The organism is Pseudolabrys sp., assembly GCF_035943735.1.
Classification (GTDB): domain Bacteria; phylum Pseudomonadota; class Alphaproteobacteria; order Rhizobiales; family Xanthobacteraceae; genus Pseudolabrys.
Genome location: NZ_DASZBV010000016.1, coordinates 335,431 through 348,855, shown reverse-complemented (window position 1 = coordinate 348,855; position 13,425 = coordinate 335,431). Strand labels below are relative to the sequence as shown.

14 protein-coding genes are annotated in these 13,425 nt (G+C 67.2%); 4 read left to right on the top strand and 10 right to left on the bottom strand.

The features are described from left to right. Positions 1 to 14: 14 nt before the first annotated feature. Positions 15 to 692, bottom strand: coding sequence for a ribulose-phosphate 3-epimerase (rpe, locus tag VGV41_RS10025; protein WP_326863671.1), 678 nt, complete (start codon positions 690 to 692; stop codon positions 15 to 17). Between the two features lie 256 nt (positions 693 to 948). Between rpe and VGV41_RS10020 the strand changes: the two genes are divergently transcribed. Continuing rightward, positions 949 to 1,749 (top strand): EF-hand domain-containing protein, encoded by an 801-nt coding sequence (locus VGV41_RS10020; protein ID WP_326863670.1) that lies wholly within the window; start codon positions 949 to 951, stop codon positions 1,747 to 1,749. Here VGV41_RS10020 and VGV41_RS10015 read toward each other — a convergent pair. Then, positions 1,729 to 2,700, bottom strand: coding sequence for a Na+-dependent transporter (locus VGV41_RS10015; protein WP_326863669.1), 972 nt, complete (start codon positions 2,698 to 2,700; stop codon positions 1,729 to 1,731). The two genes, VGV41_RS10020 and VGV41_RS10015, sit on opposite strands and share 21 nt — an antisense overlap. 114 nt (positions 2,701 to 2,814) lie before the next feature. Here VGV41_RS10015 and VGV41_RS10010 point away from each other — a divergent pair, with 114 nt between their 5' ends. Both VGV41_RS10010 and VGV41_RS10005 read left to right on the top strand, forming a co-directional pair. Next, positions 2,815 to 4,059: an FAD-binding oxidoreductase gene (locus VGV41_RS10010; protein WP_326863668.1), complete on the top strand. Its 1,245-nt coding sequence runs from the start codon at positions 2,815 to 2,817 to the stop codon at positions 4,057 to 4,059. Further along, entirely contained in the window at positions 4,059 to 5,645 is a 1,587-nt protein-coding gene (locus tag VGV41_RS10005; RefSeq protein ID WP_326863667.1) for an FAD-dependent monooxygenase, read from the top strand. Before VGV41_RS10010 ends, VGV41_RS10005 begins: the two co-directional genes overlap by 1 nt. On the opposite strand, the gene VGV41_RS10000 is transcribed toward VGV41_RS10005, so the two are convergent. Both VGV41_RS10000 and VGV41_RS09995 read right to left on the bottom strand, forming a co-directional pair. Further along, positions 5,642 to 5,869, bottom strand: coding sequence for a KTSC domain-containing protein (locus VGV41_RS10000; RefSeq protein WP_326863666.1), 228 nt, complete (start codon positions 5,867 to 5,869; stop codon positions 5,642 to 5,644). The genes VGV41_RS10005 and VGV41_RS10000 overlap by 4 nt on opposite strands. Positions 5,870 to 5,914: 45 nt before the next feature. Then, complete coding sequence (locus tag VGV41_RS09995; RefSeq protein WP_326863665.1) at positions 5,915 to 6,904, bottom strand: P1 family peptidase; 990 nt, start codon at positions 6,902 to 6,904, stop codon at positions 5,915 to 5,917. Positions 6,905 to 6,987: 83 nt separating this feature from the next. Between VGV41_RS09995 and VGV41_RS09990 the strand changes: the two genes are divergently transcribed. Continuing rightward, positions 6,988 to 7,719, top strand: a complete 732-nt coding sequence (locus VGV41_RS09990; protein WP_326863664.1) for a cytochrome c biogenesis CcdA family protein — start codon at positions 6,988 to 6,990, stop codon at positions 7,717 to 7,719. 209 nt (positions 7,720 to 7,928) lie between these two features. Here VGV41_RS09990 and VGV41_RS09985 read toward each other — a convergent pair whose 3' ends face one another. From VGV41_RS09985 to VGV41_RS09960, 6 genes are all read right to left on the bottom strand, one after another. Then, complete coding sequence (locus VGV41_RS09985) at positions 7,929 to 9,059, bottom strand: branched-chain amino acid ABC transporter substrate-binding protein (RefSeq protein WP_326863663.1); 1,131 nt, start codon at positions 9,057 to 9,059, stop codon at positions 7,929 to 7,931. Between the two features lie 62 nt (positions 9,060 to 9,121). After that, positions 9,122 to 9,499 (bottom strand): DUF6867 family protein, encoded by a 378-nt coding sequence (locus VGV41_RS09980; protein WP_414705084.1) that lies wholly within the window; start codon positions 9,497 to 9,499, stop codon positions 9,122 to 9,124. Continuing rightward, on the bottom strand, positions 9,499 to 10,224 hold the full coding sequence (locus tag VGV41_RS09975) for an ABC transporter ATP-binding protein (RefSeq protein WP_326863662.1): 726 nt from the start codon (positions 10,222 to 10,224) through the stop codon (positions 9,499 to 9,501). The genes VGV41_RS09980 and VGV41_RS09975 overlap by 1 nt, the downstream gene beginning before the upstream one ends. After that, positions 10,221 to 11,126 (bottom strand): ABC transporter ATP-binding protein, encoded by a 906-nt coding sequence (locus VGV41_RS09970; RefSeq protein ID WP_326863661.1) that lies wholly within the window; start codon positions 11,124 to 11,126, stop codon positions 10,221 to 10,223. Before VGV41_RS09970 ends, VGV41_RS09975 begins: the two co-directional genes overlap by 4 nt. Then, positions 11,126 to 12,493, bottom strand: a complete 1,368-nt coding sequence (livM, locus tag VGV41_RS09965) for a high-affinity branched-chain amino acid ABC transporter permease LivM (protein ID WP_326863660.1) — start codon at positions 12,491 to 12,493, stop codon at positions 11,126 to 11,128. The genes VGV41_RS09970 and livM overlap by 1 nt, the downstream gene beginning before the upstream one ends. 2 nt (positions 12,494 to 12,495) lie before the next feature. Beyond that, entirely contained in the window at positions 12,496 to 13,413 is a 918-nt protein-coding gene (locus tag VGV41_RS09960; RefSeq protein WP_326863659.1) for an ABC transporter permease subunit, read from the bottom strand. Positions 13,414 to 13,425 lie beyond the last annotated feature (12 nt).

The following is a 13,425-nucleotide window of genomic DNA, read 5'->3' as shown; positions in this document are numbered from 1 at the left end:
TGACAAGCAAAGCCTCACGCCGCTTCGCCACGGGCGAGCGCTGCGGCGTTGCGGATGGCGGCGATGTTGCCCTTGTAGTCGCCGCCCTTGAATACCGCCGAGCCGGCGACCAGCACATTGGCGCCGGCGCGCACGACGTCGGCGGCATTGTCCTTGGTGACGCCGCCATCGACCTCGATGTCGACCGGCCGTCCGCCGACCAGCGCGCGCACCTGCGCGACCTTGTCGAGCGCGGCCGGGATGAAGGCCTGGCCGCCGAAGCCGGGATTGACCGACATGATCAGCACGAGGTCGACGAGGTCGATGACGTGCTCGATCGTCGACACCGGCGTACCCGGGTTCATGGTGACGCCGGCCTTCTTGCCGAGCGCGCGGATCGCCTGGAGCGAGCGGTGGATGTGCGGGCCGGCCTCGACATGCACGGTGATGATGTCGGAGCCGGCTTTGGCGAAGGCTTCCAGATAGGGATCGCAGGGCGCGATCATCAGGTGCACGTCGAAAGTCTTCTTCGAGACCGGGCGCAGCGCCCTCACCACGTCGGGGCCGATGGTGATGTTGGGGACGAAGTGCCCGTCCATCACGTCGACGTGGATCCAGTCGGCGCCTGCGGCCTCGATCGCGCGGATCTCCTCGCCCAGCCGCGCGAAGTCGGAGGCGAGGATGGAGGGCGCGATGAGAAGCGGCCGTGGCATGGACGGGTCTCCGTAAGGCGTCCGCGTACCATGCGGGGCGGGCACGGGCAACGCGGGGAGGGTCCGGCATCCCCGGCAAATTGACGTCGTCACCGGCAAGTTTTGCCGGGCGCCAGCGCCGGCCGTGGCGCGGGTGATCGCGCAAAAGGCCGCAATACCGGGCTTTTCGCCGGCCGAAGGTGGTGGCGCGGCTCTTGCGTGAGGGGCAGCGGGGCGAGCACTGCCGGCATCTGCCGGTGAGTAGAGGACATGCGTTATGTCGATGTCAGTCAACTCTACGTCGAACGCGTTATCGTATATCCAGAACCTGCTTCAGTCGATGTCGAGCGGCGTCGGCGGGGCAGCCAGTACCGATCCGCTCGACAACCTGTCGCAGCTCTTCTCCGGCTCGCCGGCGAACGGCTCGACCAATCAGAGCTCCACCAGCAATGCCTTCGGGCCATCCCCGCCGCCATTCTCCAGCGGCACGATGGCGGCGCTGATGGCGCTGCAGGGGCAGGGGGCGAACGGCGCGAGCGGCAGCGGCGGTGCGCAAGGCCTGTTCTCGCAGCTCGACACTGACGGCGACGGCTCGGTCAGCAAAACCGAGTTCGAGAGCGCGCTCGGCCAGTCCGGCGTCGACACGTCGAGCGCCGATGCTCTGTTCTCCAAACTCGACCAGAATGGAGACGGCAGCGTCAGCCAAAGCGAACTGTCGTCGTCGGCGCATCGCGGTCATGGGCATGGCCACGGTCACCACATGGAGGCGAGCGGCAGTGGCGGCGGCGGCGATCAAGGCGGGCTCGCTTCGCTCCTCAACTCGACGAGCGCCAACGGAGCCTCAACGCAGACCGAGAGCAACTCCGACGGATCGTCAACGACGACCATCACCTATGCCGACGGCAGCACCGTCACCATGACGACGCCGGCTGCTGAGCAGAATGGTGGCACGTCCGGCGACGGTACGAACGGACAGACGGCCGGCGGCTCGAACAGCAACAACCTGATCCAGCAACTGATCCGGCTGCAGGCGCAACTCGTCTCGCAGCAGGGCGCCTCAGTGTCGGCCGTGGCCTGATCTCTGTCCCGGCGGCGCGGTCAGCCGCCGGGCCAGCGGCCGCAACAGATGCGGCAGGATATAGGCGGGCACCTGCGCCGCCGCGAAATAGAGCCAAGCGGTGTCGGGGATCGCGAAGCCCGTCGCCGTCAGCATCAGCCCGAGATTGCGATTGCCGGCGGCAAGCCCGATCGCCAGCGCCAGGCCGCGGCCGGCCGGCAGGAACAGCAGCGTTCCGATTGCCGTCTGCGCCAGTGACAGGGCGAAGGCGAGCAGCGTCACCCCGGCCACCAGCTTCGGAACGCTGTAGATGTGCGCGGTGACGCCGTCCATCGCGGCGATGGCGAAGATCACGAAGCTCACGACGCTCAAGCCATCGATGCGTTCGCGCTGCCGCTCGAGCCGCCCCGATCCGACGAGCCGCCGGATCACGGTCGCGACGAGCGCCGAGCCGCTGATGATCAAAAAGAGCCTGACGCCCAGCGCCAACGGGGAAGCGAGCGCCTGGCCGAGGAAGAAGTGCGTGAACAGGCTGGCCGTGACCGGCGTGACCGCCACCGAGACGATGAGCGTCGCCAGCGTGAGCGCCACGTCGAGGCCGAGCAGCGCCGCGATGGCCGGCGCCGACATCAAGGCGGGCGCCGAGATCTGCAGCACCAGGATGAAATAGAGGCCGGGGAGCGTCTGCTCGACCGCGAGGACATGGAACAAGAGGCCGAGCAGCGCCGGCGACACCAGCATCAGCCACACGGCCGCCGCGGCGATCAGCCCCGGCCGCCGGAAATGCCCCTTCAGCGCCACCGGATCGACGCGCAGGAAGGCCAGGGTCAGCATGATCACGATGACCGTGCCGAGCGACGGCTTCAGCAGCGGCGGCAGGCCGGGTAGCAACAGGCCGATGAAGATGGAAAGCGCGGCGAGCAACGTGCCGTGGCGGCCGACGAGGCTCAGCAGGGCCGCGAGTGCTTTCATTGCGGGGAAGACTCCGCCGCCCGGCGGGGCGTGCCGACCTTGATAGCGTCTTCGATAGGGACGATCTATGCCGCGCGGGCGCGCCGCGCTAGGAACGGTGGAAAAGGAGAGGACATGGCACGCACCGATGCGATCGTGCTGGGCGCGGGGATCGTCGGAACGTCCGTCGCGCTGCATCTGGCCAAGCGCGGCCTGTCGGTGGCGCTGGTCGACCGCCACGGCGTCGGCCGCGAGACATCCTACGGCAATTCCGGCGTCATCGAAGGCAGCACCATCCTGCCGCCGGCGTTCCCCTCAGATCTCGGCACGCTGGCGCGGGTCGCGCTCAAGCAGGCGAGCCAGGCGAATTATCATCTCTCGTTCCTGCCGACGATCGCACCGTGGCTCCTTGCCTTCCGCCACTACTCGCAGCCGCGGCTGATCGCCGAGACGGCGCGCCTCAACCGGCCGCTGTTCGCGCGCGCCGTGGCCGAGCACGAGGCCTTGATGGAAGAGGCCGGCGCGACCGGGCTGTTGCGCAAGACCGGCTGGCTCAAGCTCTACCGGCGGGAGGATGCGCTGCGTACGATGCGGCTCGAGTTCGATCTGGCCAAGGACTTCGGGCTGCCGCTCGACGCGCTCGATTCGGCCGGCGCACAGGCGCTCGAGCCATCGTTGCGCCCGGTGTTCCGCCACGCGGTGTTCTGGCCGAAGGCGGCGAGCATCAGTGATCCGCTGGCGCTGACGCGCGCCTATGCCGCGCGCTTCACCGCGCTCGGCGGCGTCATGGTCAACGGCGACGCGCGGTCGCTGCACCGCTCGGCCGGCCGCTGGCGCGTGGAGACGGACGAAGGCGGGCTCGATTCATCGAACGTCGTGGTGGCGCTCGGGCCGTGGGCGCCGGACGTGCTGGAGCCGCTCGGTCTCAATCTGCCGATGGCGGTGAAGCGCGGCTATCACCGGCATTTCCGCGGCGAAGGCAACGCGTCGCTGGCGCGGCCAGTAGTCGACGTCGACTTCGGCTATCTGATCACGCCGATGCAGCAGGGCATCCGGTTGACGACCGGCACGGAGTTCGCCGCCCGCGACGCGGCGGCGACGCCGGTGCAGTTCGATCGGCTAATGCCGCGGGCGCGCACGCTCTTTCCGCTCGGCGAGCGCGCCGACAATGACACCTGGATGGGCTCGCGTCCGTGCTTTGCCGACTCGCGTCCGGTGATCGGCGCGGCGCCGAAGCTGCCGGGTGTCTGGCTCGGCATCGGTCACGCGCATTGGGGCCTGACGCTCGGGCCCATCACGGGCCGCCTCATCGCCGATCTGATCACGGGCGCCACGCCGGTGGTCGATCCAGCGCCGTATCGGGCTGAAAGGTTTCTGTAATGCCGCATGACACGCAGGTCGCCATTGTCGGCGGCGGACCCGTGGGCCTCGCGCTCGCCATTTCGCTCGGTCAGCGCGGCGTGCGCTGCATCCTCGTCGAGCCGCGGACGACCATGCACCGCATCCCGAAGGGGCAGAACCTCACCCAGCGCACGCTCGAGCATTTCTGGTGCTGGGGTATCGTCGAGAACTTACGCCGCGCGCGCATGATGCCGCCGGACGCGCCGATCGGCGAAATCACCGCTTATGGCGATCTGGCGAGCGAGTACTGGCACGCGCCGCGCGGGCGCGAACTGGTGCGGCCTTATTACTTTCAGGCCAACGACCGTATGCCGCAGTACTGTATGGAGCAGGTGCAGCGCGACAAGGTGATGACGCTGCCGGCGGTCGATGCGCGGTTCGGCTGGCGCGCCACGAGCGTGACGCAGGATAATGACGGCGTGCGCGTAACGATCGTCAACGAGGCGACGCAGCAGACGGAGACGATCACCGCCGACTACGCCGTCGGCTGCGACGGCGGCAACTCGCTGGTGCGCGAGACCTGCGGCATCGCGCGCAGCGGCACCGATTTCGACAAGCTGATGGTGCTGGTCGTGTTCCGCTCGCGAGACCTGCACGAGAAGCTCAAGCGCTTTCCGCCACGCTCGACCTATCGCGTGCTGCATCCCGACTTCGAAGGCTACTGGCAGTTCTTCGGCCGCATCGACGGCGAGGAAAGCTTCTTCTTCCACGCGCCGATCCCGCGCGACACCGAACGCGAAGGCTTCGATTTCCGCGCGCCGCTGCGCCGCGCCGCCGGTTTCGATTTCGCTTGCGACATCGACTATTCCGGCTTCTGGCAACTGCGCAACGCGGTGGCCGACACCTATCGCAACGGCCGCGTCTTCATCGCCGGCGACGCCGCGCACACGCATCCGCCCTATGGCGGCTTCGGGCTGAACAACGGGCTCGAGGATGCGGTCAATCTCGGCTGGAAGCTGGCGGCGAAACTGGAAGGCTGGGGCGGTGAGTCGCTGCTCGATTCGTATTCGGCCGAGCGGCAGCCGGTGTTCCGCGACGTCGCCGAGGACTTCATCGCCGCGCGGGTTCGCCAGGAGGGCGATTTTCTCGAACGCCACGATCCGGTGCGCGACCGCACCGCGTTCGAACGCGCGTGGGACGAGCATGAAGGCGATCTCGGCAAGCGCGTGCACCGTTACGAGCCGAATTACGAGGGGTCGCCGGTTGTGATTGGCCCGCCCGGCGGCACAAGCGGCGCGCATGGCGATCATTCTTTTACGGCGCGCGCCGGCCATCATCTGGCGCCGCAGCCTTTGTCGAGCGGATGCAACGTGTTCGAGGAGTTGGGGGCGGGCTTCACGCTGCTGGCGCTCGATGCGGCGTCGGACGAGGTCGACCGCTTTGCGGCCGCGGCGCAGGCCTGCGGCGTTCCGCTGAAAATCATCCGCGATTCCGCGGCTGGCGGGCGCGAGGCCTATGGCTGCAAATTCGTGCTGGTGCGGCCGGACCAGTTCGTCGTCTTCGCCGGCGATGTGCTGCCCGCAGATGCCGAAGCACTCCTGCGACGCGTGAGCGGTCGGGATTAGGTGCGGCTCGGCGTCGCCTTCCGTTCGGTCTTGATTTCGCGACAGGCGTAGTGGTCGCGGATGTGGCTGTTGAAATAGACGCCCTTCGAGAACGAGGCGCGGAAATTGGTCGCGACGTTCGGCGGCACGGCGTCATATTCGTAGACGCGGCCGGTCACGAAGGTGACGACGAGCCGCCGCCGCTCGGGCTGGTAGGTGAAGCTGGATATCACGCTCGACGGCATGCTGCGGTCCTCGCCGGAACAACGCAGTGCCGCCGTCTTGGTTCGCTAACGGCCGAAGCGATCCTGCCAGCTGGGCAGCGCGCCGGGGAAGGACAGGGCGGTCGCTGCGTAGACGCCGCGCGCGACGGCGCGGGCCATCACATTGCCGGCGATCATGCCGAGCTCGGCCATGCCGTAATGCGGATCGGGAAGCTCGATCGCGCCGGTCGCGGCGGAGAAGATCACGTCGCCGTCGAGGGGCGTGTGCACCGGATAAATGGCGCGCGCAAAGCCGTCCTGCGCCATGACGGCGAGGCGGTTGGCCTGCGCCTTGTTCAGCTTCGCGTCGGTGGCGATAACAGCGATCGTCGTATTCTCGCGCGGCCCGCCTTTGGCGCGGATGGCGAGATCGGAGGCACTCACCCGCGGCGCGACGCCGCGGCCCCCGAATTCGCCGTCCTGTTCGAACGGCGCCGCCCAGAAATGTGGTCCGTCGCCGACCGTCGTCGTGCCGACAGCGTTGACGACGACCAGCGCACCGACGGTGATGCCGGCGCGGGTCTTTGCCGAGGCCGAGCCGACGCCGCCCTTGAGCGTCGCGGTGGTCGCGCCGAGCCCGGCGCCGGCGCTGCCGAGGGTCATGTCGCTTGAAGCGCTCGCCGCGGCGGCATAGCCGAGCTCGCGATAGGGCGGATAACGGCCCCAGGCCTTGTCGCCGCCGTTGAGCAGGTCGAACAGGATGGCGCCCGGCACGATCGGCACCACGGCCTCGCGGATGCGGAAGCCGCGGCCCTGTTCGCGCAGATAGGCTTGCACGCCGGAGGCGGCGTCGAGACCGAAGGCCGAACCGCCGGAGAGCACGATGGCGTCGATGCCCTCGACCGTCTGCGCCGGATCGAGCAGCGCGGTCTCGCGCGTGCCCGGCCCGCCGCCGCGCACGTCGACGCTGCCGGTGACGGCGCGGTCGAAGACGACGACAGTCACGCCGGAGGCGAGGGCGCGGTCGTCGGCCTGGCCGACGCGGACGCCGGGGACGTCGGTGATGAGGTTGCGCATGGCATCACTCGCTTATCACATCCGCGCCAGCGCGACACCGGGCACCTTGCCAGCGCCATATTGGGCCGTGCATGTAGGCGGCCATGCATGACGTCACCTTTCTCGCCGCCCTGATCGCCGGTCTGGTCAGCTTCCTGTCGCCCTGCGTGCTGCCGCTGGTCCCGCCCTACCTGATCTTCCTCGCCGGCACCTCGCTCGAGCGCTTCGCCGACCGCGAGCCGGAGCGGCGGGTAAAGCGCGAGACGGTGCTGGCGGCGCTCCTGTTCGTGCTCGGCTTCTCGACGGTTTTCGTGGCGCTGGGCGCCAGCGCCAGTGTGATCGGCTCGCTGATCCGCGCTTATTCCGAACCGCTGTCGATTGTCGCCGGCGTCATCATCATCGTCATGGGCCTGCATTTCCTGGGGCTGACGCCGATCGCCTGGCTGCACCACCAGAAGCGGCTCGAAGTCTCGAAGCCGGTCGGATTGTGGGGCGCCTACGTGATCGGGCTCGCGTTCGCCTTCGGCTGGACGCCGTGCATCGGGCCGATCCTCGCCGCCATCCTGGCGGTCGCCGCGTCGCAGGAGACCGTGGCGCGCGGCGCAGGCCTGCTGCTCGTCTATTCGCTCGGCCTCGGCATCCCCTTCATCATCGCCGCATTCGCCGTCGAACCCTTCGCCAAGTTCCTCGCCCGCTTCAAGCACTACCTGCGCCGCGTGGAACAGACGATGGGCGCGCTCCTGGTGCTCACCGGCATCGCCTTCCTCACCGGCAGCCTCAATCAGCTCAGCATCTGGCTGCTCGAAATATTCCCCGGCCTCGGCAAGATCGGCTGAGGGCGTCTCGTGTCCCGGGCGCGGCGCAGCACGTGAGTGATGCGCTGCAGACCCGGGACCGCCAAATCCTCCGCATTTGCAACGGCCCCGGATCTGCGTCGCAACACGCAGCTTCGCTGCCTGCCGCGCCGCGTCCGGGGCAGGCAACAAAAAAAGCCCGCCTCGCGGCGGACTTTTTGCTCTTGTGCAGATTGTGTGGAGCGACAGCGTCACTTCATCTTCGAGCAGTCGCTGCCGGGGCATTCGACATAGCTGATCTTGCCGTCCGGCTGCTTCTTCCAGACGTACATCACGTAATCGAGGCGCGTGATGTCGCCTTTCTTGTCGTAGGAAAGATCGCCGATCACCGTCTTGAAGTGCATGCCGGAGTGCATCTTCTCCGCCACCTTCTTCGGCTCGAGCGACTTGGCCGCTTCGGCGGCCTGCTTGACCACCTGCACGCCGGCGTAGCTGTACAGCGTGTAGGCTTCCGGCTCGAACTTCTTGGCGCGGAATTCCGCGACGACCGCCTTGGCTTCCGGCTTGTTGCGCGGATCGGGACCGTAGGTCATCAGCGTGCCTTCGACGCCGGGGCCGCCGACCTGCGCGAACTCGTCGGAGGTGATGCCGTCGCCGCCCATCAGCGGCGCCTTGACGCCCTGGTCGCGCATCTGCCGCACGATGAGCCCGCCCTCGGTGTAGAGGCCGCCCCAGTAGACGAGATCGGCACCGGACTGCTTGATCTTGGAGACGAGCGCCGAATAGTCCTTCTCGCCGACATTGATGCCTTCGTAGAGCACCGGCTTCATGCCGCCTTTGGCCATCGCCTTGATCGTCTCGTCGGCGAGACCCTTGCCGTAGGTGGTCTTGTCGTGGACGACGGCGATCTTCTTGCCCTTGAAGTGCTTGACGATGTAGGCGCCGGCGACCTGGCCTTGCTGGTCGTCGCGGCCGCAGGTCCGGAAGATGTTCCACATCTTTCGTTCCGTAACCTGCGGATTGGTCGAGGCCGGCGTGATCTCGAGGATGCCGTTCTCCTGATAGACCTCCGACGACGGCATGGTGACGCCGGAATTGTAATTGCCGATCACGAAGCGGACGCCGTCGGCGGCGAAGTTGTTGGCGACCGAGACGCCCTGCTTTGGATCGGAGACGTCGTCGCCGTATTCCACCGTGATCTGCTTGCCGAGAATGCCGCCGGCCTTGTTGATGTCCTCGACCGCCTGGGCGACGCCATTCTTCATCTGCGCGCCGGTGGCCGCGCTCGGGCCGGTGATCGGTCCGGCCATGCCGAATTTGACTTGCGCCGAGGCCGTTCCGGCGGCCGCCAGGGCAAAGCCCGCCGCCAGGGCCAGGGTCATGGTCCTCATCATTTCTCGTTCCTCTCCAAATATGGCGCCGCGTGAAAACGCTTGAGCCTACCTCAGCGATTCTTGGCGCGCCAGCGCAAGGGCCCGTTCGGCTCGTTGATCCAGCGATACTGGCTGACCATTTGCTGGGCGCGGGCGGCGCGGAATCCGGCAAGGCCTAAGACGAGACATGTCGTCGCATCGACCAGATAGAAATGCAGCGACACCAGGGTCCCGTCGAACAGGCTGTAGTGGATGAAGCGCACGGCGGCGGCGAGGATGAGGCTGTAGATCGCCACCTGCCGCAGCGGCCGCCAGGTTTGTGCGATAGCGCGCCCGGTCAGCCAGGCGGCGCCGCCCCCGAGCGCGACGGTGACGAGGAAGAACACGCCGAAATTGTCCTCCTCGGCCAGGAGGTGCGGAATCGAGAAGGCGTGCGCCAGCCAGTCCATCAGTGGCGGCCTCCCTCGAGATAGGCCTGACGGATCTCGGGCCGTTCGAGCAACTCGCGGCCGGTGCCGGCGAGCGTGATCAGCCCGTTCACCATCACGTAGCCGCGATGCGCAAGCTTGAGCGCGTGATAGGCGTTCTGCTCGACAAGGAACACGGTGAGGCCAGTCTCGGCATTGAGCGTTTTGATGGCGTCGAAAATCTGCCGCACGATGATCGGCGCCAGCCCGAGCGACGGCTCGTCGAGCAGCAACAGGCGCGGCCGCGCCATCAAAGCGCGCGCGATCGCCAGCATCTGCTGCTCGCCGCCGGAGAGCGTGCCGCCGCGCTGGCCGATGCGCTGCTTCAGGCGCGGGAACAGGGCGAGCACTCGCTCGAGGTCGGCGTCGAAATTCGCGCTCTCGGCGACGGTGGCGCCCATCTGCAAGTTCTCGAGCACGGTCATGCGCGAAAAGATGCGGCGGCCTTCCGGCGCCTGCGCGAGTCTGAGCCGCGCGATCTCGTGCGTCGGCAGGTGGGTGATGTCGCGGCCGTCGAAGACGACGGCGCCCTCGCGCGCGCGCGGATTGCCGCAGACCGTCATCATCAAGGTCGACTTGCCGGCGCCGTTGGCGCCGATCAGTGTGACGATCTCGCCGGCATTGACGTTCATGTCGACGCCTTTGAGCGCCATCACGCGGCCGTAGAAGGTCTTGACGCCGCGCACGCTGAGCAAAGGCGCGGTCATGCGCGCACCTCCGCCGCCACCCGCGCCACGTCCTCGTCGTCGACGCCAAGATAGGCGGCGATCACCTTCTCGTCGTTGCGCACCACCGCCGGCGCGCCATCGGCGATCTTCACGCCGTAGTCGAGCACGACGATGTGGTCAGAGATCTGCATCACCACCGACATGTCGTGCTCGATGAGCAGGATGGAGAGCCCGTCGGCGCGGATCGAGAGCAGAAGCTCGTTGAGCTCGGCACTCTCGCGCGGATTGAGCCCGGCGGCCGGCTCGTCGAGGCAGAGCAATACCGGATCGGTCAGCATGGCGCGCGCGATCTCGAGCCGCCGCTGCGCGCCGTAGGGCAGGTCGCCAGCCGGATCGTCGGCGCGGGCGGTGAGACCGATGCGGTCGAGCCAGAAACGCGCGCGCTCGACCGCCGCGCGCTCCGCCGCGCCGTACGAGGGAAAGCCGAGCACGCCGAGCAGCGTGTAGCCGGAGGCGAGCATCAGCCGGTTGTGCTGCGCCACCATCAGGTTCTCCAGCACGGTCATGCCGGGAAACAGGCGGATGTTCTGGAAGGTGCGGGCGACGCGCGCTTGCTGCGCAACGAGATAATCGGGCATGCGCTCGAGCAGAAAGAGCGCGCCGCCGTCGGCTTTGCGGCTGCGCTTGCCGCCGGCGGTGAGCGTTTCCAGCGCCGACCATGCCGAGGCCTCGCCGTGGCGCAGCGCCAGGCGGCCCTCGCTCGGCTTGTAGAAGCCGGTGATGCAGTTGAATACGGTGGTCTTGCCGGCGCCGTTCGGTCCGATCAGCGCAGTGATGTCGCCCTGCCGCGCCGCGAACGAGAGATCATCGACCGCGACAAGGCCGCCGAAGCGCATCGTGAGATGCTCGACGCTGAGCAGGATATCGGCGGCCTCCGGCATCAGCCGTGGCCTTCGCCGACGAGGTCGGCGCTGATGGTCTTGCGCTCCTTGAGGAACACCGAGGGCGAGCGCGTCGAGATCAGCCCGCGCGGCCGCCAGATCATGATCAGCACCATCGCGAAGCCGAAGATCAGCATGCGGTACTGCGTCGGATCGAATGTCGGTCCGAAGATGTCCTTGAGGAAGTCGAGATTGCGCATGATCTCGGTGCCGCCGATCATGACGATGGCGGCGATGGCGACGCCGATCTGGCTGCCCATGCCGCCGAGCACGACGATGGACAGGATCGTCGCCGACTCCAGGAACGTGAACGATTCCGGCGAAATGAAACCCTGCCGCGCGGCGAAGAACGATCCGGCGAAGCCAGCGAACATCGCGCCCATGGCGAAGGCGGTGAGCTTGGTGTTGGTGGTGTTGATGCCGAGCGAGCGGCAGGCGATCTCGTCCTCGCGCAGCGCTTCCCAGGCGCGGCCGACCGGCAGCCGGCGCAGTCGCACCGTGACGTAACAGGTGAGCAGCGCCAGCGCGAGGATCACGTAATAGAGGAAGAGCGTGCGGTAGACCGGCGTGAACGGCAGATGGAAGACCGCGGCGAAGCCGTCATCGTCGGCGTTGAACGGGATGCCGAAGAAGCTTGGGCGCGGAATGCCGCTGATGCCGGCATAGCCGTTGGTCAGCGCGACGAAGTTGACGATGACGATGCGGATGATCTCGCCGAAGGCGAGCGTGACGATGGCAAGATAGTCGCCGCGCAGGCGCAGCACCGGGAAGCCGAGCAGGACGCCCCAGAACGAGGCGAGGCAGCCGGCGAGCGGCAGCAGGATCCAGAACGAGAAGCCGAACTCCTTGGCGAGCAGCGCGTAGGAGTAGGCGCCGACGGCGTAGAAGGCGACGTAACCGAGGTCGAGCAGGCCGGCGAGCCCGACGACGATGTTCAAGCCCCAGCCGAGCATCATGTAGATGAGAATCTGAATGCCGAAATTGTCGACCCATTTCAACGCGCCGCGGAAGCCGACGAGGCCGAGGATGATCGCCGGATAGACGATGACGAAGCCGATGGCGAACGGCACGAACCATTTGCCGACGAAGGTGCGCCAGGCGGGCACTTCGGCCTTGACCGGCCTTAAGGCGCGCCGGCGCAGCCAGGGATCGACGGCGAGTGCGTAGCAGAGGCGGCCGCAGCCGATGATGGCGACCAGTGCGAACAACAGCGGCCAGCGCGTCGTGAGCACGATTTCGTTGTGGATGTTGTTGATCGTCTGGAAGCCGATCAGCGGCAGGAACACGCCAAGCGCGATCAGTGCCGTAAGCGCCGCGTCGCGGAACGCGGCGGCGACGTCGCTGCGCTGCGCTTGCACCTCCGCCATCGTCACACCTTCTCGACGTCCGGCCGGCCGAACAGGCCCTGCGGCAGGAAGATGAGCACGATGGCGAGCACGGAAAAGGCGGCGACGTCCTTGTAGTCGATGGAGAAGTAGGCCGACCACATCGTCTCGATCAGGCCGATGAGCAAGCCGCCGATCACGGCGCCGGGCAGCGAGCCAATGCCGCCGAGCACCGCGGCGGTGAAGGCCTTCACGCCGGGCACGAAGCCGTCGGAGAAGGAGACGACGCCGTAGTACATCAAATAGAGCGTGCCGGCGACGGCGGCGAGCGCGGCGGCGATCACGAACGTCATCGAGATGGTCTGATCGACATTGACGCCGACCAAAGCCGCCATCTTCTGGTCCTGCTCGCAGGCGCGTTGGGCGCGGCCGAGCCGCGTCTTGGCGACGAGATACCAGAAGCAGGCGAGCAGCACGGCGGTGACGCCCCAGATGATGAGTTGCTTCAGCGACACGGTGACGGCGTAGTTGCCGTGGTTCATCAGCACGAACTCGCCCTGCACCATCGGCGCGATCGCCTTGTTGCGCGGGCCCTGGCTGACCTGCACGAAATTGGACAGGAAGATCGACATGCCGATCGCCGAGATCAGCGGCGCCAGGCGGAACGAGCCGCGCAAGGGGCGATAGGCGACGCGCTCGATCACCCAGTTCACCAGCGAGGTGAACACCATGGCGGCGATGAGCACGAGGAACAGCGCCAGCGCGACCGAGCCGATGCCCAGCATCGTCGTCAAAATCAGGAAGGCGATGAGCGCGATGAACGCCGACACCATGAACACGTCGCCGTGGGCGAAGTTCACCATGCCGATGATGCCGAAGACCATCGTGTAGCCGATGGCGATCAGGCCATAGATGGAGCCGAGAGTGATGCCGTTAATGAGTTGCTGGATGAATACGTCCATCCCGTCCCCTGC